This window comes from Ruegeria sp., from assembly GCF_965199275.1.
Lineage (GTDB): Bacteria > Pseudomonadota > Alphaproteobacteria > Rhodobacterales > Rhodobacteraceae > Ruegeria.
This window is the reverse complement of the sequence record NZ_CBDAQX010000022.1, coordinates 469106-493462: the sequence shown is the minus strand read 5'-3', so window position 1 is coordinate 493462 and position 24357 is coordinate 469106. Positions and strand designations below refer to the sequence as shown.

The 24357-nt window shown below is 58.8% G+C and carries 26 protein-coding genes; 8 read left to right on the top strand and 18 right to left on the bottom strand.

The genetic code is table 11. The features are described from left to right. The first annotated feature begins 4 nt into the window (after positions 1-4). Both pheT and ACOERD_RS22180 read left to right on the top strand, forming a co-directional pair. Entirely contained in the window at positions 5-2401 is a 2397-nt protein-coding gene (gene pheT / locus ACOERD_RS22185) for a phenylalanine--tRNA ligase subunit beta (protein ID WP_419740480.1), read from the top strand. Positions 2402-2481: 80 nt separating this feature from the next. After that, positions 2482-2928: a YtoQ family protein gene (locus ACOERD_RS22180; RefSeq protein WP_170379140.1), complete on the top strand. Its 447-nt coding sequence runs from the start codon at positions 2482-2484 to the stop codon at positions 2926-2928. Between the two features lie 47 nt (positions 2929-2975). Here ACOERD_RS22180 and ACOERD_RS22175 read toward each other — a convergent pair whose 3' ends face one another. Further along, the gene (locus ACOERD_RS22175; protein ID WP_419740479.1) at positions 2976-3674 is read right to left on the bottom strand and encodes a glutathione S-transferase N-terminal domain-containing protein; all 699 of its coding nucleotides are present in this window, start codon (positions 3672-3674) and stop codon (positions 2976-2978) included. A gap of 262 nt (positions 3675-3936) precedes the next feature. Between ACOERD_RS22175 and ACOERD_RS22170 the strand changes: the two genes are divergently transcribed. Further along, positions 3937-4698, top strand: a complete 762-nt coding sequence (locus ACOERD_RS22170) for a mechanosensitive ion channel family protein (RefSeq protein WP_419740569.1) — start codon at positions 3937-3939, stop codon at positions 4696-4698. Positions 4699-4893: 195 nt separating this feature from the next. On the opposite strand, the gene ald is transcribed toward ACOERD_RS22170, so the two are convergent. Beyond that, positions 4894-6012: an alanine dehydrogenase gene (gene ald / locus ACOERD_RS22165; RefSeq protein ID WP_170469192.1), complete on the bottom strand. Its 1119-nt coding sequence runs from the start codon at positions 6010-6012 to the stop codon at positions 4894-4896. Positions 6013-6150: 138 nt separating this feature from the next. Between ald and ACOERD_RS22160 the strand changes: the two genes are divergently transcribed. Then, positions 6151-6609, top strand: a complete 459-nt coding sequence (locus tag ACOERD_RS22160; protein WP_170553779.1) for an Lrp/AsnC family transcriptional regulator — start codon at positions 6151-6153, stop codon at positions 6607-6609. A gap of 220 nt (positions 6610-6829) precedes the next feature. Beyond that, entirely contained in the window at positions 6830-7747 is a 918-nt protein-coding gene (ppk2, locus tag ACOERD_RS22155) for a polyphosphate kinase 2 (protein WP_170379135.1), read from the top strand. Positions 7748-7798: 51 nt separating this feature from the next. Here ppk2 and ACOERD_RS22150 read toward each other — a convergent pair whose 3' ends face one another. The 4 genes from ACOERD_RS22150 to rpsU form a co-directional block, all read right to left on the bottom strand. Further along, complete coding sequence (locus ACOERD_RS22150) at positions 7799-7960, bottom strand: hypothetical protein (RefSeq protein ID WP_419740478.1); 162 nt, start codon at positions 7958-7960, stop codon at positions 7799-7801. A gap of 432 nt (positions 7961-8392) precedes the next feature. Continuing rightward, positions 8393-10135, bottom strand: a complete 1743-nt coding sequence (locus ACOERD_RS22145) for an IS1634 family transposase (protein WP_419737624.1) — start codon at positions 10133-10135, stop codon at positions 8393-8395. 58 nt (positions 10136-10193) lie between these two features. Further along, on the bottom strand, positions 10194-11189 hold the full coding sequence (locus ACOERD_RS22140; RefSeq protein WP_419740477.1) for a CAP domain-containing protein: 996 nt from the start codon (positions 11187-11189) through the stop codon (positions 10194-10196). Positions 11190-11480: 291 nt separating this feature from the next. Beyond that, entirely contained in the window at positions 11481-11687 is a 207-nt protein-coding gene (gene rpsU, locus ACOERD_RS22135) for a 30S ribosomal protein S21 (protein ID WP_005614280.1), read from the bottom strand. 111 nt (positions 11688-11798) lie between these two features. Between rpsU and ACOERD_RS22130 the strand changes: the two genes are divergently transcribed. Continuing rightward, positions 11799-12491 carry a COQ9 family protein gene (locus tag ACOERD_RS22130; protein WP_419740476.1) on the top strand — a complete coding sequence of 231 codons (693 nt, stop codon included), beginning with the start codon at positions 11799-11801 and terminating at the stop codon, positions 12489-12491. Between the two features lie 55 nt (positions 12492-12546). Then, positions 12547-13545, top strand: a complete 999-nt coding sequence (locus ACOERD_RS22125; protein ID WP_419740475.1) for an NAD(P)H-quinone oxidoreductase — start codon at positions 12547-12549, stop codon at positions 13543-13545. A gap of 12 nt (positions 13546-13557) precedes the next feature. On the opposite strand, the gene ACOERD_RS22120 is transcribed toward ACOERD_RS22125, so the two are convergent. Next, positions 13558-14415, bottom strand: a complete 858-nt coding sequence (locus tag ACOERD_RS22120) for a DUF2189 domain-containing protein (RefSeq protein ID WP_170379128.1) — start codon at positions 14413-14415, stop codon at positions 13558-13560. Positions 14416-14608: 193 nt separating this feature from the next. On the opposite strand from ACOERD_RS22120, the gene ACOERD_RS22115 reads away from it, so the two are divergent. Next, positions 14609-15592: a quinone oxidoreductase family protein gene (locus ACOERD_RS22115; RefSeq protein WP_419740474.1), complete on the top strand. Its 984-nt coding sequence runs from the start codon at positions 14609-14611 to the stop codon at positions 15590-15592. 54 nt (positions 15593-15646) lie between these two features. On the opposite strand, the gene ACOERD_RS22110 is transcribed toward ACOERD_RS22115, so the two are convergent. The 11 genes from ACOERD_RS22110 to ACOERD_RS22060 form a co-directional block, all read right to left on the bottom strand. Continuing rightward, positions 15647-16177, bottom strand: coding sequence for a porin family protein (locus tag ACOERD_RS22110; protein WP_170553761.1), 531 nt, complete (start codon positions 16175-16177; stop codon positions 15647-15649). A gap of 357 nt (positions 16178-16534) precedes the next feature. Further along, complete coding sequence (gene istB, locus ACOERD_RS22105; RefSeq protein ID WP_419737606.1) at positions 16535-17266, bottom strand: IS21-like element helper ATPase IstB; 732 nt, start codon at positions 17264-17266, stop codon at positions 16535-16537. Continuing rightward, positions 17253-18761: an IS21 family transposase gene (gene istA, locus ACOERD_RS22100; RefSeq protein ID WP_419737605.1), complete on the bottom strand. Its 1509-nt coding sequence runs from the start codon at positions 18759-18761 to the stop codon at positions 17253-17255. Before istA ends, istB begins: the two co-directional genes overlap by 14 nt. Positions 18762-18988: 227 nt before the next feature. Next, positions 18989-19462: a YHS domain-containing (seleno)protein gene (locus tag ACOERD_RS22095; protein ID WP_170553758.1), complete on the bottom strand. Its 474-nt coding sequence runs from the start codon at positions 19460-19462 to the stop codon at positions 18989-18991. A gap of 191 nt (positions 19463-19653) precedes the next feature. Further along, positions 19654-19923: a hypothetical protein gene (locus ACOERD_RS22090; protein WP_419740473.1), complete on the bottom strand. Its 270-nt coding sequence runs from the start codon at positions 19921-19923 to the stop codon at positions 19654-19656. Further along, positions 19920-20525: a glycerol-3-phosphate 1-O-acyltransferase PlsY gene (gene plsY, locus ACOERD_RS22085; protein ID WP_170553752.1), complete on the bottom strand. Its 606-nt coding sequence runs from the start codon at positions 20523-20525 to the stop codon at positions 19920-19922. Before plsY ends, ACOERD_RS22090 begins: the two co-directional genes overlap by 4 nt. Further along, entirely contained in the window at positions 20525-21805 is a 1281-nt protein-coding gene (gene pyrC, locus ACOERD_RS22080) for a dihydroorotase (protein WP_419740472.1), read from the bottom strand. Before pyrC ends, plsY begins: the two co-directional genes overlap by 1 nt. Further along, positions 21802-22254, bottom strand: coding sequence for a hypothetical protein (locus tag ACOERD_RS22075; protein ID WP_419740471.1), 453 nt, complete (start codon positions 22252-22254; stop codon positions 21802-21804). The genes pyrC and ACOERD_RS22075 overlap by 4 nt, the downstream gene beginning before the upstream one ends. Then, positions 22251-22637, bottom strand: coding sequence for a hypothetical protein (locus ACOERD_RS22070; protein WP_419740470.1), 387 nt, complete (start codon positions 22635-22637; stop codon positions 22251-22253). The genes ACOERD_RS22075 and ACOERD_RS22070 overlap by 4 nt, the downstream gene beginning before the upstream one ends. Then, positions 22622-23140 (bottom strand): hypothetical protein, encoded by a 519-nt coding sequence (locus tag ACOERD_RS22065; protein ID WP_419740469.1) that lies wholly within the window; start codon positions 23138-23140, stop codon positions 22622-22624. Before ACOERD_RS22065 ends, ACOERD_RS22070 begins: the two co-directional genes overlap by 16 nt. Beyond that, a complete protein-coding gene (locus ACOERD_RS22060; protein ID WP_170491099.1) occupies positions 23137-24072 on the bottom strand; it encodes an aspartate carbamoyltransferase catalytic subunit in 936 nt (311 codons plus the stop codon). The genes ACOERD_RS22065 and ACOERD_RS22060 overlap by 4 nt, the downstream gene beginning before the upstream one ends. Positions 24073-24357 lie beyond the last annotated feature (285 nt).

The window sequence follows — 24357 nt, the reverse complement described above, 5'->3', positions numbered from 1 at the left end:
AGCAATGAAATTCACTCTGTCCTGGCTGAAAGACCACCTCGACACCGATGCGTCGGTTGAAGAGATCACTGAGGCGCTGACCGATCTTGGCCTTGAGGTCGAAGAGATCGTGAACCCGGCGGACCGTCTGGCGGGCTTTACCTTGGGCCATGTGAAACATGCCGAGAAACACCCCGACGCCGACAAGCTGCGCGTCTGCACGGTGGCGACGGATGAGGGCGATTTGCAGATCATTTGCGGTGCCCCAAACGCGCGCGAAGGCATCACCGTCGTGGTCTGCAAGCCGGGCATGTATATCCCCGGTCTGGATATCACCATCAGCGTCGGCAAGATCCGAGGCGTTGAGAGCTTTGGCATGATGGCCTCGGAGCGCGAGCTGGAGCTGTCGGATGAACATGACGGCATCATCGAGCTGCCCTCAGGCGAGGTTGGCGACAGGTTCGTCGACTGGCTGGCCGAGAATGAACCCTCGAAAGTCGACCCGATGATCGAGATTGCGATCACCCCGAACCGCCCGGATGCGTTGGGAGTTGCAGGTATTGCGCGGGATCTGGCTGCGCGCGGCGTTGGCACGCTGAAAGAGCGCGCCTATGCGCCAGTGCCGGGCGATTTCGACAGCCCAATCAAAGTGACAATTGACGAGGATACGCTGGACGGCGCGCCGCATTTCACCGGCCGTCTGATCCGTGGCGTGAAGAATGGTCCCAGCCCCCAGTGGTTGCAGGATCAGTTGAAGGCAATTGGTCTGCGTCCGATCTCGGCCCTAGTCGATATCACAAACTACATGACCTACGACCAGAACCGCCCGCTGCACGTGTTTGACGCGGACAAGGTACAGGGCAACCTGCGCGTTCATCGTGCCAAGGGCGGTGAGAAACTGGTGGCACTGGATGAGAAAGAATACACGCTGCAACCCGGCATGATGGTGATCTCGGACGACAACGGGCCTGAATCCATCGCCGGTATCATGGGCGGTGAGGAAACTGGTTGTACTGACGAGACCGTGAACGTCTTCCTCGAAAGCGCGTTCTGGGATCACGTGCAAATCGCACTGACCGGTCGTGCACTCAAGATCAACTCGGACGCGCGCTATCGGTTCGAGCGTGGGATCGATCCGGAATATACTCTGGAAGGTTTGGAGCAGGCGACGCAGATGATCCTGGATATCTGCGGCGGTGAGGTGTCCAAAGTGGTTGAGGCTGGCAAGGCTCCGAACCATGCACGAGCCTACAAGCTGGACGCGGCGCGTGTGCAGTCTTTGGTCGGGATGGATATTCCTGAAAGCGAGCAGCGCCAGACCCTGACGCGTCTGGGCTTCCGTCTGGAAGGCGAGATGGCGCATGTGCCCAGCTGGCGTCCAGATGTCATGGGTGAGGCCGATCTGGTGGAAGAGGTCGCGCGGATCGCGTCTTTGACCAAGCTGCAGGGCAAGCCCTTGCCGCGCGTGACCGATGGCATTCCCAAGCCCGTAATGACCCCGACACAGCGTCGTCAGTCGATGGCGCGACGTACCTGTGCCGCGTTGGGGTATAACGAATGCGTCTCATATACCTTCATTGATCAGGCCTCGGCTGCGCTGTTCGGCGGCGGAGATGATGCGACGCGTCTGGAAAACCCGATCTCATCCGAGATGAGCCATATGCGCCCGGACCTGCTGCCAAGCATGTTGCAAGCGGCGGCGCGCAATCAGGCACGCGGTTATGCTGACGTGGCCTTGTTCGAGGTCGGCCCTGTCTTCCATGACGGCGAGCCCGGTGATCAAAAGACACAGATTTCCGGCCTGCTGGTCGGCCGTAGCGGTCCAAAGGATGTTCACGGGGCGTCCCGGCCGGTTGACCTCTTTGACGCCAAAGCGGATGCCGAGGCAGTTCTGGCCGCAATCGGCGCTCCGGCGAAGGTTCAGATCCTGCGCGACGGAGACACCTGGTGGCATCCGGGTCGTCACGGCAAGATCTGCCTCGGCCCGAAAAAGGTTCTGGGCGTGTTTGGTGAGTTGCACCCGCGCATCCTGCAGGCGATGGATATCAAAGGCCCGGCGATGGCATTCACCATCTGGCCGGATGAGGTGCCGCTGCCTCGTAAATCCGGCGCAACCCGCGCCGCGCTGGAACTGCGCGATCTGCAAGCCGTCGAGCGTGACTTTGCCTTTGTGGTCGATGATACTGTCGAAGCTCTGACTTTGGTGAACGCTGCGGCGGGGGCCGATAAGGCCCTGATCGAAGACGTTCGCGTTTTTGATGAGTTCATCGGAGGTAGCCTGGGTGAGGGCAAGAAATCTCTGGCCATCACTGTACGTTTGCAGCCAAAAGAGGCGACGTTGAAGGAAAAGGATATCGAGGCCGTGGCAGAGAAGATCATTGCCAAGGTGTCAAAAGCCACAGGCGGCGTTCTGCGCGGCTAAGGGTGATCCACCCTCGGTCACAAGATTTTTAGAAAGATGAAGGGGCGAATGCGCCCCTTTTTCATGGGAGGAAACGCAAGATGTTGAAAGTTTATCTTTCTGGTGAGATTCACACCGATTGGCGCGAGCAGATCATTTCGGGTGCTGAGGGGCTGGATGTCACGTTCAGTAGCCCAGTGACCGATCACGCGGCCAGTGATGATTGTGGTGTCGCCGTCTTGGGCGCAGAGCCGAACAAGTATTGGCACGACCACAAGGGAGCGATGGTGAACGCGATCCGGACGCGTAAGGGAATCTCGGATGCGGATGTTGTGGTTGTCCGGTTCGGTGACAAATACAAGCAGTGGAACGCTGCCTTTGACGCAGGCTACGCGGCTGCGTTGGGCAAGTCGATCATTGTGCTGCACGGCCCCGATCATCAGCACGCGTTGAAAGAGGTCGATGCCGCCGCGCTGGCAGTTGCGGAGGAACCGCGCCAGGTGGTGGAGATCCTGCGCTATGTTCTGACCGGCGCACTGCCGGGCTAGGTTGCCAAAGGGCTTGCGCGCCGGGATGGTCGCAAGCCCTTTTGGTGTCAATCGCGGGCAGGTGTCACCAAGCCTTTTTGCACGGCGGGGCGGTCAAGGAACCGATCTAGATAGGCGGTGAGATTGGCGTGGTCATCCCACCCAACGACCTCTTTAGCGCCATAGAAATCCAGCCCGCGCAGCCAGGGTGCGATAGCCATATCGGCGATCGAGTAGTCTCCGGCGATCCAGTCCTGACCCTCGAGTTCCTGGTTCAGGACGTTTAGCAGGCGCTTGGCTTCGTTGATATAGCGCTCGCGCGGGCGGGGGTCTTCGATCTCGCTGCCGGCGAATTTGTAGAAAAAGCCCAATTGTCCGAGCATCGGCCCAAGGCCACCCATCTGGAACATCAGCCATTGGGTAATGCGATGTTTGTCGGTGGCGGATTGGCCGATGAACTGCCCGGTTTTCTCGGCCAGATAGAGCAGGATCGCGCCACTCTCGAACACGCCGATGGGGGAGCCATCAGGACCATTGGGGTCAATGATCGCGGGGATCTTGTTGTTGGGGTTCAGCGATAGAAACTCGGGGCTTTTGACATCGGCATCGGCCAGGGTGACCTTGTGTGCCTCATAAGGCAGGCTGGTTTCTTCCAACATGATCGAGGCTTTGACCCCGTTGGGTGTCGGGAAGGAATAAAGCTGAAGGCGATCGGGGTGTTGCGGCGGCCATTTGGCCATGATCGGGAAAGAGGCGGTGTCCAGCATGCGAAAGCTCCTGTTCGGGCGGTTCCATTCGAGTTAGGCACGGAGTCGTTTATTTGTCAGCCCCCCAAGCTGTGCAGTGTAGGTCACCCGTTGTTTGCTGGCGAACAATGGGGAAAACTGCCGCAACTCGCACCTAGACCGATTTGCGTTTTTCACTCACAATTCAGCGAGTCCCGCGCGAAAGCCGCGGGATTGATGTTTGAGAAAGGAAATGCGCGTGGATGAAGTTGCAACACAGGTGGGTGCTTTTGCGCCTCTGATCATGAGCGCGGTCAAGGCGTTGATCGTACTGATTTTGGGCTGGATCCTTGCTGGAGCAATCGCTGGCATGGTGCGGCGGCGCATCAACGCAACGCCGCAGATCGACCCGACACTAGGGAACTTCATGGCCAGCCTTGTCAAATGGGCGATCCTGGCCATGGTTCTGGTTGCTGTTCTCGGGATTTTTGGGATCCAGGCGACAAGCATTGTGGCCATTCTGGGTGCCGCGTCTCTGGCGATTGGTTTGGCGCTGCAGGGGACACTCAGCGACCTGGCAGCAGGTGTGATGCTGGTCGTGTTCCGGCCGTATAAACTGGGCCAGTTTGTCGACATCGGCGGGACAGCAGGGACGGTGAAAGACCTCAACCTGTTCACGACCGAATTGGTGACGCCGGATAATGTGCAGATCATCGTGCCAAACGGGCAATCCTGGGGGTCGATCATCACCAACTACTCGGCGCATGACACGCGCCGTGTGGATTTGGTGTTCGGTATCGACTACGGCGACAGTGCGGATGAGGCGATGAAGATCATTCTGGACGTGGCGAACGCGGATGAGCGTATTCACAAAGACCCCGAGCCTTGGGTGCGTGTGACCAATCTCGGCGATAGCTCGGTCGATCTGACCGCACGTCTGTGGTGCTCAGCGGCGGACTATTGGGATGTGAAATTCGAGCTGACCAAAGCTGTGAAAGAAGCCTTCGATGCGAAGGGCGTCTCGATCCCCTACCCACATTCGGTTGAGATCCACAAAGAGGGCTGAACGCTCCCGCCCGTCGCGCGGGCATTGGAAATGCCCTCCTCCCGTTGGGCCAAGCGCCGCACTTTCGTGCGGCGCTTTCGTTTTTGCGGATGGGGTGTCATTCAAAACCAACCGCGCCGCGCCGATAGGCGCGGCGCTATGCCCAACGCTGTAAATCGCCTTTTGGTAAAAAGGCGATTTCAGGGGCGGGAGTTGTTAGGACTTGATCACCACATTCGGGGAGACAACGTCGATGCCAAGGGCTTTGCCCACCGCATAGTAGGTCAGTTGCCCGGCGTGAACGTTCAGACCCGCCAGCAGGTGGGGGTCGTCCTGACACGCCTGTTTCCAACCTTTGTCCGCCAGTGCCAGCATGAACGGCATCGTCGCGTTACCCAAAGCGATGGTCGAGGTTCGGGCCACCGCGCCCGGCATGTTGGCGACGCAATAATGCATCACACCATCGACTTCATAAATCGGATCGGCATGGGTCGTTGCGCGTGAGGTTTCAAAGCAGCCGCCCTGGTCGATAGCCACGTCCACCAGCACCGCACCGGGCTTCATCGTCGACAGTTGCTCGCGGCTGATCAGTTTCGGAGCAGCTGCGCCTGGGATCAGAACGGCTCCGATCACCATATCGGCGTCCTGGATCAGTTCAGCCGTCGCGCCAGCCGTCGAATATTGGTTCTTGAATTGCCCGCCAAATACGTCATCCAGATAGCGCAGCCGAGGCAGCGAGCGATCAAGAACTGTCACATCTGCGCCCATACCTGCAGCGATCTTGGCCGCGTGGGTACCAACGACCCCACCACCAATCACGACGACTTTGGCCGGACCTACGCCGGGAACGCCGCCCATCAGCACGCCTCGGCCACCATTGGCCTTCTGCAGGGTCCACGACCCGACCTGAGGCGCCAGACGGCCGGCAACCTCGGACATGGGCGCCAGCAGAGGAAGACCACCGCTTGCGTCCGTGACGGTCTCATAGGCGATTGCGGTACAACCCGAGGCCAGCAGGTCGTGGGTCTGATCCGGGTCCGGGGCGAGGTGAAGGTAGGTGAACAGCAACTGGCCTTCGCGCAGCATCTTGCGCTCACCGGCCTGAGGTTCTTTGACCTTCACGATCATGTCGGCCGTGGCAAAAACCTCTTCTGCGGTGTCCACGATGCCCGCGCCAGCGGCGACATAGGCGGCATCGTCAAATCCAGCGCCAATGCCGGCACCAGATTCGATCAGCACGTCGTGTCCGCGCGCAACAGCTTCCTGAGCGGCGTTGGGCGTCATGCCGACGCGAAATTCCTGGGGTTTGATTTCCTTGGGGCAACCGATTTTCATCTGCACCGTCTCCGTTCATAAACTGCCTAAATTATGTGCAATTCAAGGCGCAATTTTTGTGAAACAAGACGGGGCTTAGTGTTTTTTGTCGGAAGATTTTCGCGTAAACTGCTAAAATCTCGCAAAGGACTTGCAGTAATGAGCCTAGACACGACGGATCGGAAGATACTTTCTGCGCTGCAGCGCAATGGCCGGATGTCGAATGCCGAGCTGTCAGAGCAGGTGAATCTGTCCCCCTCGGCCTGCCATCGCCGGGTACAAAGGCTTGAGGCTGACGGCTATATCCGCAATTACGTGGCTTTGCTGGATGCGCGCAAGATGAATGTGCCGACAACTGTCTTTGTCGAGATCACATTGCAGGGCCAGGCCGAAGAAGTTCTGGACGCGTTCGAAAAAGCGGTTTCGCGCATCCCGGACGTTCTGGAATGCCACCTGATGGCCGGAACCGCTGACTACATCCTGAAAGTGGTGGCCGAAGATACCGAGGATTTCGCGCGGATCCACCGCCAATACCTGTCACGGCTGCCCAAAGTGGCGCAGATGCAAAGTTCGTTCGCTTTGCGCACGGTGTTCAAGACAACCGCCCTACCGGTGTGAACGGCGCCTATTTTCTGCGCGCAGAAAGTCAAAGGACTGCCTTGCGTCAATTCTACGGCTTGTATCCCCGGGGCAGGGCGTCCAAAATTGAGACGACGAGACCCTCGCGCTGCGCCTCCCCCTGATCCCGGCAGTGCGATGTCATCAATTCATCTGATGACATCAGGCGGTTACACAAACCTGCCAGGGTGGGAACCCGAAGAATAATAAGGAGTTGACCTTGGCCTACGAAAACGATGGCGCCCCCAAAGACTGGTTGGAGGCTGAGCTGGAAGATACGCTGGATGAAGACTTCGAGATCGAATTCAGCGAGCCGATGCTGTCGATGGAAGTTCGCAAGATCTATCGGGAACAGCATCCGGACATGCTGGACCGAAAGGTCTATTTTCGAAACCTGCTACGCCTTCAGGCCGAGTTGATCAAGGTGCAGGACTGGGTTCAGCACACGGGTGCCAAGGTCTGTATCCTGTTCGAAGGCCGTGACAGTGCGGGCAAGGGTGGTGTGATCAAGCGGATCACCCAGCGCCTCAATCCGCGGGTGGCGCGTGTGGTCGCCCTACCTGCCCCCAGCCGCCGGGAACAAAGCCAGTGGTATTTCCAGCGTTACGTACCGCACCTGCCTGCGGCCGGTGAGATCGTTTTGTTCGATCGGTCTTGGTACAACCGTGCAGGCGTGGAAAGGGTGATGGGCTTTGCGACCGAAGATCAGGTTGAGCAGTTCTTTCAGGACGTTCCGGAATTCGAACGTATGCTGGTGCGCTCGGGGATCATCTTGCTGAAATACTGGTTCTCGATCACGGATGAAGAACAGCAACTGCGATTCCTCATGCGCATCCATGATCCGATGAAACAGTGGAAGCTGTCGCCGATGGACCTGGAATCCCGCATCCGCTGGGAATCCTATACCAAGGCGAAAGAGGATATGTTTTTCCGCACAAATATCCCCGAGGCGCCGTGGTACATTGTGGAAGGTAATGACAAGAAACGCGAGCGTCTGAACTGTATCGAGCATCTTCTGACCATGATCCCCTATACAGATGTTCCGCATGAAAGGGTCAATCTGCCCGATCGCCGCTACAATCCGGACTACGAACGCCGCGTTCTGCCCGACGAGCTACACGTACCCAAGATCTACTAATCGCGCTGTGTAGATGCGAGGCAGCGGACTGCCTCGCATCATGTTTGGCCGTCAGGCGACGTCCATCATGCAATCGAAATTGAAGAAGTTGACTAAGAAGACGTCTCCGGAGTCGTCAGACGCCATCTCCGGGCACGACGTGTCGTCCTGAGATGGATCCATATCGTCGACCATCACCAGATCCAAGTCGTCCGCGGGTTCGTCCGGAGTCATGACGTCACCATTCCAAGCGAATTGATCCAACTGCGTCTGCAGCTGTTGAATGAACGCCTCAATTTCGGCGAGGAAAGCTGCGACGTCGAAACAACCGCTATCAGGGTCCTCGGTCTCGGTGACATCGGTCTCTGGCTGCTCAGGTTCCGGATCTTCGGTCTCTGTGACGTAAGTTTCGGGCTGTTCGGGTTCCGGGTCCTCGGTCTCGGTGACATCGGTTTCGGGCTGTTCCGGTTCCGGGTCTTCGGTCTCGGTGACGTCAGTTTCAGGCTGCTCGGGCTCTGGGTCTTCCGTCTCTGTGACGTCAGTTTCGGGCTGCTCCTGACTTCCGACATTTTTTCGTATAAGTCATTGATATTATTATGCCTTGGTTGCCAAAAGGCACTACACGGACTTTTTTCGCCAGCGATTGTTTCGGAGTGTTGAGGGAGCTCAGGCTTTGGTCTGGCCAGTTTTTCGGGTGCGCCCGGGGGGTATCTTGAAAGGGGCTTCGTTCCAGGTCAGGCCGACGCAGGTGAGGATGCGTCTGGCATCGACCGTGGCATGGCTTGGCATGCCGTAGCGGTCAGGGGTGCCTTTGTGGCGCAGGATCGAGAGCTGCAATGCGTTCAACTCGTTGCGGATACGAGCCGGGCTCATCGGGTGTCCGAGCAGGTCCAGATGCTTGCGCAGGTGCTGCAGGCAGCAGAAGGCCATGTAGCAGATGGCGATATGGGCCCGGACCCGACGCGGCGACCAGTGATAGATGGGCCGGATTTTCAGATCGTGCTTGTTGGTGCGGAAGCAGGCTTCGATCTCCCACAACTGGTGATAGCGGGCAATGACGTCCTGTGCCTCCAGTTCGTCCGCACCATGAACAACAATGGCATGCAGCCCGTCCCATTGTGCCGCTGCCTTGATCTTTGCATCATCCAGCGTGACGTCCCCGCTGTCGGGGAAGGCCAGGAAGCGGCCATATCCCCGGCTGCTGAAGCTGCCGGGTTTGCGAGAGCGCTTGAGCTTCTTGTGCAGCTTTTCGATTGCCTTGTCGCGCTTGTGGGCATCATTGCGTGCCCGGGTGGGTGACCAGGTCACAATGACCCGCGCTCCCTCCTGGTCGATCACCTTGTACCAGCCCTTCTCGGTTGCCTCTTCAGAACCGTGTCCAGCCCAAGGCTGGCGTCCCTCCGGGCTCAAAATGTTCGCCTTCACGGCGGCCGGGGCGGACTTCATGCGATAGCCGAGGATGTAGGGCAGACCCTTGTTCTGCAACATCTGCTGGTTGTCCTTGCTGAGCATGGCGGCATCGGCCACGAACGTGACCCTGGCCACGTCGAAGCGTCCCTCCAACGCCTTCAGCGCAGCTTCCAGCGTATGACCTTCCCAGGTGTTTCCCGGGAAGAGTTCATAGCCCACAGGCAGCCCATCGGAGGTGACGATCAGCGCCAGCATGACCTGAGCGCGGTGATGCTTGCCATCCTTGCTGAAGCCCTTGGCCAGAAGATGATCCTGCTCGACCCCGTCCGCATCCTCGGCCGGGTCCTCGCGCTCGGTGTCAAAGGCCAGGGTCGTGCAATCGTAGAACAGCACGGTCACTGGCCCGCCCAGCAACTTCTCTGCCGCCGCGTGAGAGGTTTTGCAAATCCCGTCTATCACCGGCGTATTGATGTAATCCATGCTCCGATAGACCACGTCCAGATTGAGCGTGATGCCTGCCTGGTTCTCCAACGCCTCCACGGTCGCGCGCTTGCTCTCGGGCTGTGCGATCCGCGCCATAACCAGCTCTTTCACAATGCGATTGGCACTTTTACGCGCCGCCCCCAGAAGGGCCCCCCAACCCAGTTGGTCATACATCGTCCCCATGACATCCCGCAGACCCAGAGAGACCCGCGCCTCCTCACGGCACTCGGCAAGATCAACGCCAAGCTTGTCCGGCCGCGGAGCGCGGCGCACCAGCGCCTGCAGATCGGCATATTCCGTGGGCGTGAACAGTTCCATTTGCGGCGAGCGATCAATGCGTAATTGCTCCATCAAGCGGCCCGCCAGACGCTTGATATCCTCAATCTCGCTGTCGTTATGGGCCACACCCACATGGCGCAGGATCTTCTGGCGTACCTTGGAGCCGGTGCGGACGGATTCAACGATCTGGATCCGTGTGCGGTTGAGCTTTGCGTCATGTTTGGTGCGGATGAACATGGGCGAAGAGGTTAGCCATCTGAAGGCCCATGTCAATACTTTTTATATTAATGGGGCACTACAACGCGCCTCTGAGCAACCACACCTGAAAACAAACCAAAAACCCAGTCAGATCAACAAAAAGGTCGGAAGTCAGGAAACAACCGCTATCAGGGTCCTCGGTCTCGGTGACATCGGTCTCTGGCTGCTCAGGTTCCGGATCTTCGGTCTCTGTGACGTAAGTTTCGGGCTGTTCGGGTTCCGGGTCCTCGGTCTCGGTGACATCGGTTTCGGGCTGTTCCGGTTCCGGGTCTTCGGTCTCGGTGACGTCAGTTTCAGGCTGCTCGGGCTCTGGGTCTTCCGTCTCTGTGACGTCAGTTTCGGGCTGCTCGGGTTCCGGGTCCTCTGTCTCTGTGACGTCAGTTTCGGGCTGCTCGGGTTCCGGGTCCTCTGTCTCTGTGACATCAGTCTCAGGCTGTTCCGGTTCCGGATCTTCCGTCTCGGTCACATCAGTCACCGGTTGTTCCGGAGTTGGGTCTTCGGTTTCGGTCACATCTGTTTCCGGTTCCTCGGGAACAGGATCTTCAGCCGGGGGCGGGGTCATCGCGGTGTCTTCGCTGTCCAGAATGACCTCTGCGTCAGTGGTGGCAAAGTTCTGCGTCACCATGACCGCGTCAAAGCCCTGCATGTCGCCCGTCTCAACGCCGATCCCGATGTATTTGAATTCGGGGTTCAGAATGTTGGCCCTGTGGCCAGGGCTGTTCATCAGGTTCTGATGAAGTTGCGCGACATCATCGCTGATGCCTGGGGCGCCGCGCTCGGATTGCCAGGCGATATTCTCGCCCGTGCGCCAGCTGCCTTCCAGATCGAAACCGGCCGACTGCATGCGCTGGGTTGCGCTGGATCCGCCCGATCCGGTGTGGCTGAACCGGTCCGTATTCAGCATCCATGCGCTGTGGTCTTCTGATGACTCGTTAAGCTGTCTTTCAAGTTGCAGGGGGTCCAGACCGCGGGATGTGCGCTCTTGGTTGATGAGCGCCAGCATCTCTCGTTCTACTTCACTTGCTGTAGACATTTTTGCCTCCGTTTTATGTTTTGTCTGAGTGGACGAGCCCAGTTATCGGGGCCTCCAAACACATGAACAGAGAGGCGATGAAAATCGGCACTTTTCGGCGAGACGACGCAGTTGGACGCAGATTCGCTGCGCTGGAAAACGCCGAGAAAGGGGCGAGACTAAGACTCGGCGAGTTATCGCACTGGTTGTGCGGGGGTGCGGGCAAAAACGCACTTAGAAACGACAAACCCCCGGGCGATGCCTCGGGGGTCGTCAAATAGTGTCATCCAAAGCTGGACGAGCGTCAGGTGCTTAGAGCAAACCTTCGCGCTGTGCTTTCTTACGTGCCAGTTTACGGGCACGACGGATCGCTTCAGCCTTCTCGCGCGCTTTTTTCTCGGACGGTTTCTCGAAATGTTGCTTCAGCTTCATTTCACGGAACACGCCTTCGCGCTGCAGCTTTTTCTTCAGGGCACGAAGCGCCTGATCGACGTTATTGTCGCGAACACTAACCTGCATGTGGTTGTCACCACCTTTCTAGATAGAGTTGCAAGGAAATTGCAGGAGTTGGCCGTATAGCAAAGCAGCTCTATCTTGTCTAGTACTGTGCCCAAGCACCGGAGACCCACCATGACCGTCACATATGAAGACACCAAGCAACAGCTGCTGGACGCGATCTTGATGCATGTCCCGTTCGATGGCTGGTCTGAGGCCAGTTTTCGCGCGGCCGTCTTCGATTGCGATCTGGATGACGGTCTGGCCCGTGCGATCTGCCCGCGCGGCGCGGTCGATCTGGCGCTGGCCTACCACGCGCGGGGCGATCAGGTCATGCTGGACAGAATCAAGTCCACTGACATGAGCGAGCTGAAGTTTCGCGAAAAGGTTGCCGCCGCCGTTCGGTTCCGGCTTGAGGCGGTCGAGGACAAGGAGCTGGTGCGCCGGGGCATGACCCTGTTTTCACTGCCCAACCACGCGGCAGACGGGGCCAAGGCCGTTTGGGGGACTTGCGATCTGATTTGGGACGCGCTGGGCGATACGTCGGACGATGTGAACTGGTATACCAAGCGCGCCACCCTGTCGGGGGTCTATTCGTCGACGCTTCTGTTCTGGCTGGGGGATGATTCGCCGGATCACCAGAACAGTTGGGCCTTTCTGGACCGCCGGATCGAAAACGTGATGCAGTTCGAAAAGCTCAAGGCGCAGGTGAACGGTAACCCGCTGCTCAAGCCCTTGCTGGCCGTTCCCAATTGGTTTGCAGCTCAGGTGAAACCGCCGATGAAGATGCGGGCTGATCTGCCGGGTATGCTGAACCCGCGCAAGTAAGCATCTGGGCCTTTGCTTTTTGGCCTGCTAGGCATTGGGCAAAGGAGATTTGCCCATGACTTCGCCCGAAACCCAGACAATGCGTGCCGTCGAAATCACCGAGCCCGGCGGCCCTGATGTCCTGCAACTAACCGAACGACCGATTCCTGAGCCGGCGGCCGGGCAGGTTGTTTTGAAAGTGGCCTATGCTGGCGTGAACCGACCGGACGCGCTGCAGCGCGCCGGGGCCTATGATCCCCCTCCCGGTGCAAGCGATCTGCCGGGGCTTGAGGCCTCGGGCGAAGTGGTTGCGCTTGGCGCGGGTGTTGAGGGGCTCTCGATCGGTGACAAAGTCTGCGCGCTGCTTCCGGGCGGCGGATATGCTGAATATGTCGCCACGCCCGCCGCGCATTGCTTGCCCGTCCCCGATGGCATGGACCTAAAGCAAGCCGCCTGCCTGCCAGAAACCTTTTTCACCGTCTGGTCGAATGTCTTCACGCGCGGCGGCTTGAAAGCGGGTGAGCGGTTCCTTGTCCATGGTGGCTCCAGCGGTATTGGGACGACGGCGATCCAATTGGCGAACGCGTTTGGCGCGCGTGTCTTTGCGACGGCGGGCTCGGCTGAGAAGTGCGAGGCCTGTGTGAACTTGGGGGCCGAAAAAGCGATCAATTATCGGGATGAGGATTTTGTCGGGGTCATGCGGGCCGAAGGTGGCGCGAACCTGATCCTCGATATGGTTGGCGGCGACTATATCCCGCGCAACGTGAAAGCGCTGGCCGAGGATGGACGTTTGGTTCAGATCGCCTTTTTGCAAGGACCCGTGACCGAGCTGAACTTTGCCCTGATGATGGTGAAACGCCTGACGCTGACCGGCAGCACCCTGCGTCCGCAAAGCGATCTGGCCAAGGCAAAGATCGCTCAGGACCTGCACGAGGCCGTCTGGCCGCTGCTCTCCGCAGGCAAGGTCGCGCCGGTGATGCACAGCGAATTCCCTCTGGCCGAGGCTGCTGCGGCACACGCGCTCATGGAAAGCTCGCAGCATATTGGCAAGATCGTTCTGAACGTCGCAGGCTAGACACCTTTTGGGTCATGCAACAGCACGCCGGTAGAGGTGCCATGTTGCGTGGCCCAGAACGGGCATTACTATGATCAGCCCCAGCAGCATCGGGATCGCGCCCAGCACCAGCAGCGTCGCGACGATGAAGCCCCAGCCCATGATGACGCCGGGATTGTGGCGCAGCACGCGAACGGATGTCACAACGGCCACGGGCAGCCCGACCTTACGGTCCAGCAGAAGTGGGAAGCTGACTACGCTGACCGCCAGCGCAATCAGCGCGAAAAAGAACCCCGCAGCGGTGCCGAAGATGACCATTGTCCACCCCGCACCTGTGGTCAGGACCTCGGTCGCAAATGCGCCCAGCGAGGCAGGCGGTTCGGGGCCGAGCGTCTGCGCATAGACGCTCTGGGCGACCATCAGCCAGACAAGCAGCAGCAGGACCAGATAGAACCCAAGCGCCAGAATGGCCCCGAAGGAGGGCGAGCGGAATACGCCGAACGCGTCCAGCCAATGGACCTCTCCGCCTTGTTCGCGCTTGCGGCTGATTTCATAAAGACCAACGGCTGCGATTGGGCCGATCAGAGCAAAGCCTGCGATCAGGGGGGCCAGTAACGGCACCAAGTCCATGTTCATTGCAAAGCCCACCATCAACAGCCCGGCAATCGGGTAGATCAGCACAATAAAGATCGCATCCGCGCGGGTTTCCAGAAAGTCCGTGTATCCGGCCCTGAGGCAGTATTTCAGGTCGTCGAATGTGAGTGGCTGCACCATGGGCAGGTGGCGCACGTCCGAGCTGCCCAGGTGCGAGACGCTTTCCGAGACGTGATCGCTGGTTGCTCCAAGGCTTTGGGCCGCCCAGCTGATCGGATTACCGATAGTTTTTGCCATTTTGTTCCCTTCCTTGGCGAGTGGTGCGCCGCAGAATGGGTCCGGCTGAGGGTTGCTCGTGGCCGGACCAGCCGGCAACGCCTGGGCGCAGTATAGCACAGTTTTGGAAATTCCCGAATTGCCGCCGCCGCATCGCCCGGATTGTCTTGCCGCGCAGGCGTGTTAGCTTGAGCAAAGGCAAGAGGAGGTCAGAATGCAGCAAACTGCGCGTACAGTTGTCATTAAGGAATTCGGCGGGCCCGAGGTCCTACAGATCACGGACCAACCTTTGGGCGATCCCGGCCCCGGCGAGGTTCGCATTCGCCACGAGGCGTGCGGGTTGAACTTCATTGATGTCTATCAACGAACAGGACTCTATCCTCTTGAATTACCACATGCCTTGGGCATGGAGGCTGCGGGTGTGATCGAGGCTGTCGGCGAAGGCGTGACGCATTTGCAGCCGGGCCAAGGCGCGGCCTATGCCAGCGCTCCGTCCGGCGCCTATTGCGAGGCGCGGGTGATGCCCGCGGCACAGGTATGCCCACTGCCGGATGGCATCCCCTTCGAAATAGCCGCCGGGATGATGTTGAAAGGTCTGACGGTCGAATATCTGTTCCATCGCACCACCCCCTTGAAGCGCGGCGACACGGTTCTGTTTCACGCGGCTGCGGGCGGTGTTGGGCTGATCGCCTGCCAATGGGCGAAATCCGAAGGCATCAAGCTGATCGGAACCGCAGGGACAGATGAAAAATGCAGTCTGGCGCAATTTAACGGCGCGGCCCATTGCATCAACTACCGAACCGAGAACTTTGCCGGACGCGTGGCCGAACTGACCGGCGGCAAAGGTGTCGATGTGGTCATGGATTCCGTTGGGGCCGATACGTTTGACGGCTCATTGGACTGCCTGAAGCCTTTGGGGATGATGATATCCTTCGGCAATGCATCCGGGCCGGTGCCGCCGGTGAATATCGGAATTCTCGGGCAGAAAGGCTCGCTCAAGATCACCCGCCCGACCCTGTTCACGCATATTGCGGACCATGCGGTCTGTCAGGCCATGGCGCGGCGGTTGTTTGGCAAGGTTCAGGGCGGAGAGGTCAAGATCCATATCGACCAACGCTTCCCTCTGGATCAGATTGCCGAAGCGCACCGCGCGCTAGAGGCGCGGCAAACCACCGGCAGCACAATTCTGGACTTGTAAACGCAAAGACCCGGCGCAGGACGCCGGGTCTGTTCCAGTACAAAACCGGAAAAATCAGAAGCGGTAGGCCGCTCGGATCTGAAGCGTTGTGGCGTCGACATCCACGCTGGACGAATTGAAGTTGTCAAACTCGTGATAAAGCAACTCGCCTGCGATGCTGACATTCGGGGCCACGATCTGCTCATAGCCTGCGCCTATGAACCAGCCGTCGTCGCTGCCCAGATTGTCGGTGCCTGCATCCGCATAGCCGCCAACGCCGTATAGAAGACCCTGAGGGTTCACCTTGTAGCCAGCGCGCACTTTGATCCGCCAGACGTCCTCGACCGTCGCGGGGCCGAGATCGATATTGGTCCAGTCATAGTCAAAGCCGCCGCCCACGACCCAGTCGCCCAGATCATAGTCATATCCAAGGATGATACCGCCAATCGCGCCATCGCCATCGACGCCGGAGACGCTGGTGTCCACGTCGATATAGCCCAATTGCAGACCGCCGTAGAACCCTGTCCAGTTGCCCGAGGATTGGGCCATCGCGGCCCCCGCCGCCAGGGTGGACGCCGCTGTCACAAGTGCCAATCTGCCTATCATGTCTTGATCCTTTCATTCCAAATAACCGCGCGCCAATTTGTGGGTCTGGCTACGCATATCCATACTCAAATACGGCCCTGCCTCAGGACCGGATCATCGTTTGTGGCATATTCCGTACTAGGTCTTGGATCGTTCAGGCCGTTTGGCCCGATGTCCGCCCGCTGTCAATCGGCATTGAATAATGACCCCCCATCGGCGTCCAAATTTGACCCCCCTTGGAGCTAAGAGGGGCGTTGAGGGGGTCGTGTTTAGGTTGATTCAGGAGGGGGTGGACAGCAGGTCAAACCGAAAAGAGAGCGTAGCTCGACTGAAGGTTTGACCTGCTGTCTGTTTTGAATTTATTCCCCGATTTCGAGGTTAGTCGCGGTGGTTAATTCGCCAGCTTTCGTTCCCGGTTTCGATGATATCGCAATGGTGTGTCAGTCGATCCAGGAGAGCAGTGGTCATTTTGGCATCTGTGAACACACTCGGCCATTCAGCAAATGCGAGGTTGGTTGTTAGCAGAATAGACGTTCGCTCGTACAGTTTGCTGATGAGATGGAAGAGTAATCGTCCACCAGACTCTGCGAACGGCAGATAACCGAGTTCGTCTATAATCACGAGGTCGACGCGGATCAGCTGCTCGCTGAGCCGCCCGGCGTTGCCTTCGCGATGTTCAGCCTCCAGCTTGTTCGCGAGATCCACAGCGCTGAAGAACCTGACCCGCCGGCGGTTATTGACCGCGTGGCCCCCGATCGCTGTTGCGAGATGCGTTTTGCCCGATCCGGTTCCACCGACCAGCACGCCATTCCTGGCCTGGTCCATAAAATCGCCGTCATGAAGATTGCGCACGACTTCCTCGTTGACGGGGCTGACCGTGAAGTCGAACTCAGGTAAGGACTTGCAGACCGGGAACTTTGCGGCACCCATCTGATACCGGATCGAGCGCGCAGTCTTTTCGGCCAGTTCGGCCGTGAGGAGTTCGGCCACGACCTGTTGGGGCCGCCAGTTGTTTTTGGCTGCGGCCTGCATCACTTCGTCAAAGCAGTTGACGATGCCTGGCAACTTCAGTTGACGGGCAAGTTCGAGAATTTCCTTACGCAGTTGCATGGGAGCCTCCAAGCCTGTCATAGCGAGCGCAATCCGCGATCGGTGCCATTTTCAGCTGCAGGTGGGCAGGCGGCTCAATCGCCTTTGGCGGCGGGGGATTGGTGCGCCGAGAGACAATGTTCAGGATCGCATCGGCCTTGCGCAGGCCAGATTTTAGAGCTTCTTCGCAGGCAGCCTCGACCACATCAATGTCGTGCTGGTAAGCAGCGAAAAGAATATCGGCAAGTTGCCGGTCTCCGTCGGATGTGCCCCGCAGATGGGTCCAGATCTGCGTCATTGCCGGTGGTAGGTCCCAGTCACGGAACGGTGCTCCATTGCGCAGAGCGCCAGGCTTGCGCTTGAGGACGGGCACATAGTGCCAAGGGTTGAAGATCGTTTTTCCTCGGCCGAAGCACCGTTCGTGCTCTCCGACAATCTCACCGTCTTGGCGCAGGACAATCCGCGTGGCGTAGACCTGCAACTGGACCTGACGTCCAACAGCTCTTGCCTCAACGCTGTATTTGTTTCTTTCGAAGTTGATCAGGCAGGTTCGGCTCACGGCGACCGTCTTTTCACGGAACCCGACGAAGGGCTTCTGCAGATGCGTCAGCAGCGGCTTTTCCTGCTGGAACTCCTCCCAGACCGTCACCTCCAGGTTTTCCGGATGCCGCAGTTCTTTTGCGCGTTTGATCGCGTCTTTTTGCAGCCGGGCATTCAATTCATCGAAGTCGGCCACCTCCAGACGCGGTGTAAAACTATAGGCGCGGCTCTCCTTGACCAGATTCTCAACCTGACCCTTCTCCCAACCGGCCGCGCGCGTACAGGCGATCGGGTTCACCAGATGATGAGAACACATCCGGGAGAATGCCTTGTTGAACTTTCTTTCCTTGCCCGACAGGATCGCATCGACGGCGGTCGTCATGTTATCGTAGATCCCGTTGATGCAGCCTCCACCAAAGAATTTGAAGGCCTCGTCGTGGGCATCAAAGACCATCTCCTGCGTCTCGCGCGGATAGGCAATGGAGAATGGCATGCGGCTATGGCAAAGTTTGAAATGGGCAACCTTCACGGTCGTGAGTGCACCGTCCATCAAAACCGTCTCCACACTCCAGTCGAACTGGTACGCCTCCCCAGGATCAAAGATCAGCGGGATGAACGCCTGCGCCTGTTGTCGGCCGTGCGCAATGCGCCAATTCTTTGTGTAGCGTCGAACACTGTCATACCCGCCGCCAAAACCATCATCGGAGAGTTCCTTCCAGATTTTGGTCATCCGCTTGCGGTGTTTCTTCGGAAGCGCCTCGTTCTCCTCAAGCGTTTCATCCAGACGCGCGCGCCAAGGCCCGAGCACCGGGTATGGCTGCGATTTGCGCTCATATTTGAACTCCGTCACTCCCGATCGGATTATCTTTCGAACCGTTGCACGGCTCAAATTGAGCGAACGGCAAATTTCCTTGATGCTCTTTTTTTCGATCAGGTGTAAGCGACGCACTTTTCTAATAGTTTCCACGCAAATCATCCCGCTTGCCTCTCCATCGACTGCTCAATGAAAAGGATGTCTACAACCATAGGGAGGGGTCAAATTTGGACGCCGATTTCCCCGCTTAGGGGGTCAAAATTGCACGCTTTTCTACAGCCCGCTAAATCCGGGTCTGTCTCAATAAGATAGTTAGTGTTTTCAAAGCTTCAAATAAAATGCGGCGGCAGATCACTCTGCCGCCGACGCATGCTGTCAATTTCAGCGGATTATTGCTGCAGTTCAGCTGGGCTTTTGTCTGCGATGGTTTCCCAGTTGGTGCTGGCTTGCTCGATGAAGCCCGGGATGTCGCCTTCCCAACGTTCCTGGATGTCTTGCGACAGGTTCAGGTACAGTTTGTTGTCGACGATTTTCCAGTGGTTCGGGTCACCGTCGAACTTGAAGCCCATGGCCGCACCGAAGGCGCAGTATCCGCCATATGCAGGCAGGTAAGCCTCGGGATTGGCTTCAAATGCCACTTTGTTTTCTTCCGACGAGAAGCGGTACAGAGCGTCGTTGTGCAGGGTGGTGATGCGGTAGTCGCCTTTGGTTGCTTCGCCAGCGGTGAAATAGGCAACCGGGTCATAGCCTTGCATCGCCAGACCAGTCGAGCTTGCGTTGAGTTCAACACCAGCCGCCAGGGTCGAAGTGGCTAAAGCAACAGACAGGGCAACGCCGCCGATCAGAGATTTAAACGTGTTCATAGCTTCACCTTTCGTGAAAGGGCCGCGCGATCTCGCCTGAATTGCGATTTGCGGACCCGGGGATTTTATCTTGTGAGGCCGGTAATTGGCCGCCACGGAATGCAGATGGGAGGCGGGTTGATCACGTTCAAAACAATGAATTGTGATTGTGCTGAGGCACAGAGGCGCTGTGCAAAAATGCGGAATATCAATCAGATATCCGGGATCAGCGCCAACACGAAATCCACCACTTTGCGGGCGGGCATTTCACAGGGACGCAGCAGCGCGCCGCTGTTTCGTGTCTGATAGAGGTTCAGGCTGATATAGTCCGTCCCGCCCAATTCATTCGCGACAAGCTTATGGGATTTTCCCCCCGCCAAAACCTGACGTGACAGGACATAGCGCTTGGTATCTGCTCGGCCAGTGAACGTACCGGTGGGCAGGGCGAAAAATGCCGTCAGAAAGTCTTCTGGCGGGGTCACGATTTCCCGATTTTCGGCTCGGTCCGGGATTTGATGCGTGCCACGTTGTCCTTGTGACGCCAGTAGATCAGGAAGGTCAGGGCAATCCCGAGGATGAATGTCGTGCCGTCTGTCAGAGTGATGATCCAGGTGGTCGACAAGGCTGCTGCGGCCAGCGCTCCGGCCGAGGACATACGCCAGATCGCGACGGAGACCAGCCAGGTCAGACAGCAAGCAACGCCGACGCGCCAGTCCAGCGCAAGCCAGAGGCCGATGAAGGTTGCAACGCCCTTGCCGCCCTTGAAGGCAAGCCAAACGGGCATGCAATGGCCGAGAAAGGCCATCAGGGCGGCAATCTGCGCCGCGTCCTCACCTGCATAGGCGCGTGCCAACAGGACTGCCAGCGCTCCTTTGCCGCCATCCAGCAGCAGCGTCAGCGCGGCGGCGGGTTTGCTGCCGGTACGCAGAACATTTGTTGCGCCGATATTGCCTGATCCAATCTGCCGCAGATTACCCAGCCCCATGACGCGCGCGATGATCAGGCCGAAAGGGATCGATCCGATCAGGTATCCCAAGGCCGCCCACAGGGCGAGTACATTCATTGAGCTGTCGAATTCGGGCATCAGGTTCTCCGGTACACGTCTTTGCCGGCCACATAGGTCGCAAGGACCTTACCTTGCATGCGCTGACCGTCAAACGGTGTGTTCTGCGATTTCGATTTCAGGGCAAACCGGTCCAGCACAAAGGGCACATCCGGGTCGAACAGGACCAGATCGGCAGGCGCGCCCGGCTCCATACGCCCGCTGTCCAACCCCAATCGTTTCGCCGGATTCAGCGCCATGGCCCGGAACAGACTGGGCAGATCCAGCTGCCCCGCATGATAGAGGCGCAGGGCTGCGGGCAGGAAGGTTTCCAACGCGACCGCGCCCGAGGCAGCCTCTTCGAACGGCAGACGTTTGCTTTCTTCGTCCTGCGGCGTGTGCATCGAGCTGATGATGTCGATCAGGCCGGTGCGCACCGCTTCGATCACGGCTTGCCGGTCATCCTCAGACCGCAGGGGCGGCTTGACCTTGAAGAAGGTGCGATAGTCGGCCACGTCCAGCTCATTCAGCGTCAGATGGTGGATCGAGGTCCCGGCAGTGATGTCCAGCCCGTTGCGCTTGGCGCGCTCCAGCGCAGGCAGGGCGCGGGCGGTGGTGATCTGGTCGGCGTGATAGGCGGCCCCGGTCATCTCTAGCAGGGCGATGTCACGGTCCAGCCCCATTCGTTCCGCCATGGGCGAGACGGCTGGCAACCCGCGCAAAGCAGCAAACTTACCGCTCGTGGCGGCGGCCCCTTTACTCAACCCCGGTTCCTGAGGGTGCGCGATGACCAACGCGCCGCAGGATTTTGCATAGGTCAGCGCGCGGGAAAATACCTTGGTGTTGGTGATGACGTGATCGCAATCGGTGAAGGCGACCGCACCGGCGTCCTGTAGAAATCCGATCTCGGTCATCTCACGCCCTTCGCGCCCTTTGGTGAGGGCGGCCATGGGCAGGACGTTGACAGGCGCATCCGCTTGCGCCCGCCTTGTGGCGAATTCCAGCGTTTCGGGCGTGTCGACGGCGGGCAGCGTATCGGGTCGGGTGACGATGGTGGTCACCCCACCCGCCGCAGCTGCCAGACCGGCGGATTTGTAGCTTTCCTTGTGCCGCTCTCCCGGTTCGCACACTTTGACGCCGATATCCACGATACCGGGGGCCAGGCATTTGCCGTTGCAATCGATGACGTCTCCGACGATGGCCGGGGCGTCCCCACCCCCCAGCGCCACAATATGTCCGTTTTCGGCATGTAACCAGCCCAGGCTGTCCGTGCCGGTTTCCGGGTTGATCAAGCGGGCATTGGTGAAAACGACAGAAGTCATGCTGAGGCCTCTCGGGCTTGGTTCAAAGCCGCCAAAGCGGCATCAGGGTCGGACAAATATTCGAATACAAGAAACAGGCGGCGCGAAAACACCACGTTCTGACCGCTGCGATGGTAGTTCAACGCGTGGTCGATCGGGACGTGTTTGGGTTTGAAGATCTTGCTGATCCACCATGCGTTCCGGGTGGTCACCACATAGATACGACACGTGCGCAGCAGGCGGTCGTACCACATGAGGAACGCAACGAACCCCGTGGACCCGATCAGTTTCCAATAGTCGCGCAGGGTATCTGCGAACCACGGGCTGGCCAGCCAAGCCAGACCGAGGCTGAGGATCAAAATCCGGTAAGCCCACCCCACATGGGGCGGAAAATACCCCTGATGCGGTTGCCCGGTCCAGAGGACCTCTTCGCCCTCAGGGATATGGGTTCGCCACCACTCGTCGCTCATCCCGCGGCCCTTTCAATGGCGGCCTTGGTGGCGGCGGGGTTCGCTTGGTATTTGATGAGGTGCTTGTCACCGCCCCGTGTCACAACCTGAACAAAGCTGCCCATCACATTGACGGCTTCGATCTGGTTCAGCGCGACGACCCGAGGGCCGGGGCCGGTGAGGGTGGTGTCAGACAATTCCCACGTATTGTTCAGCTCTTCCGAGGCCAGATACCAGGCGCGAAAACCGATAGCGGCCAACCCGGCGGGCGCGCCAGTCCAGACATAGGGGTTGCCGATCAGCCACAGCACCAGCATCGCACCCGCCATCGCAATAGCGGCGAGGGTCAGGTTGGTCTGGATATAGGCGCGTTTGTCCGGGGTGAAGGTCACAGGATCAGCCATAGGGCACCTCCGATAACAAGCAGAGCGATCACCGCCATCAGGGCCGATCCAACACGGCGGGGGGCATCATTGTCGATGGGGGGTTGCGGGGCCGAGAACGGCTTGGCACTTTCGGTTTCAATTGCACCGCCGGTCCAGTTTGTGGCCTCTTCGGTGAACAGCCCCAGCAAATGCAGGCGAGGATCAGGGTTCAGCTGTGCCGCGCGCCCGCCAAAGGCTGCGCTGCGGACGACCATGACCCAGCCCTCGACGGCTTCGAGCATGCTGCGATCCAGTTGATCCTCGGACACGCCACCGCCCTCGTGCAGGTAACCATAAAGCCCAAGGTCTTCGAGGTCGGAGACCGGGAAGATATCGATTTGATCGGCACCCAGACCATCGACACCCAGAATCTGATCGGCCGCACCGGGCTCGCGCAGGAATTTGGCCTCTTCCGGGCGCATGTCCAGCGCGAACAGGCGGATCACGCCGTGTTCGTGGGGGGCGACGGTCAGATCGCTCATGCGACCTCACGCAGGTTGCGGGCCAAAAGCTCCATCGCGGCCATGCGGACGGCGACGCCCATTTCGACCTGTTCCTGAATGACCGAACGGTTGATGTCATCGGCCAGGGTGCCGTCGATCTCAACCCCGCGGTTCATCGGTCCGGGGTGCATGACGATGGCATCTGGCTTGGCCTGCGCCAGTTTGGCGGCATCCAAACCGTAGCGGTGATAATATTCGCGTTCTGAAGGGATGAAGCCGCCGTCCATCCGTTCTTTCTGAAGACGCAGCATCATCACCACGTCGACGTCTTTGAGGCCCTCGTTCATGTCGTCATAGATCTCGGCTCCGAACTCGGCGAATTGCGAGGGGACCAGCGTCGGCGGGCCGATCAGGCGAATGCGGTTCTCCATCTTGCCCAGCAGGATCAGGTTCGATCGCGCCACGCGGGAATGTGCAACGTCGCCGCAGATCGCGATATTCAGGCGATGCAACCGGCCCTTGGCCCGGCGGATGGTTAGCGCGTCCAGCAAGGCCTGCGTCGGGTGTTCGTGTCGGCCGTCGCCCGCGTTCAGAACCGCACAATTCACCTTCTGTGCCAGCAGGTCCACGGCCCCGGAATGCGGATGCCGCACCACCAGCAGGTCAGGATGCATCGCATTCAGTGTCATGGCTGTGTCGATCAGCGTCTCGCCCTTTTTGATCGAGCTGGCCTGCATCGCCATATTCATCACATCCGCGCCCAATCGCTTTCCCGCCAGTTCGAAACTGGCCTGTGTGCGGGTCGAGTTCTCAAAAAACATGTTGATCTGCGTCAGCCCCGACAGAACGTCCGAATGCTTGGTCGACTGGCGGTTCAGGTCGACGTATTTTTCGGCCAGATCCAGAATGGCGGTGATATCGGATTGCGACAGATGCTCGATGCCAAGAAGGTGACGATGGGCAAAACGCATGGCGGGCTCCTGTCTGACAATCGGACCGCTTATAGAAAGCCACGCGGGCAGAGGCAACCTAAAGCGTTTCGGGTTTTACCTGAATCACTCTGCGACACGAATGTGCCCCCGAACGCCGCAGGCGTGGCAGGGTATTCGTGTCTCAAGTTAAACCCGAAACGCTCTATGGTTCCGACCCTTCGGGCAGTTTCTCGCACCCGCCTTCGGGCAGGCATTGCTCGTCGGGTTTGCACCACTTGCCATAGCCGCAGTCGATGGCCTTGATCGGAACGCATCCCTGATGTT